The sequence below is a fragment of the Streptomyces sp. NRRL B-3229 genome (assembly GCF_000719505.1).
GTDB classification, from domain to species: domain Bacteria; phylum Actinomycetota; class Actinomycetes; order Streptomycetales; family Streptomycetaceae; genus Streptomyces; species Streptomyces griseorubiginosus.
The window spans coordinates 1-206 of record NZ_JOGP01000170.1; the positions used below are offsets into that span (position 1 = coordinate 1).

The window sequence follows — 206 nt, forward strand, 5'->3', positions numbered from 1 at the left end:
GCGTCAGCGGGTCCAGCTCGTACGGGAGCGCCGCCTCCTTGAGGGCGAGCAGCTTGCCGGCGTGCCAGATGATCGAGGTGTTGGCGTTGCCGTCGTCGATGCCGGCTACGGACGGGTCGTCGGTGTAGGGGTTGCGGTAGGCGCCGAACAGGGCCTGGCGGGCGGCGCGTTCGAGCTGGAAGCGCTGGGTGCGGACGTACTTGGTC

The 206-nt window shown here is 69.9% G+C and carries 1 protein-coding gene; it reads right to left on the bottom strand.

Annotation, left to right across the window (positions count from 1 at the left end):
- The coding region (locus IF54_RS40355) for a carotenoid oxygenase family protein (protein WP_037821311.1) at nucleotides 1-206 on the bottom strand (206 nt) is incomplete at both ends.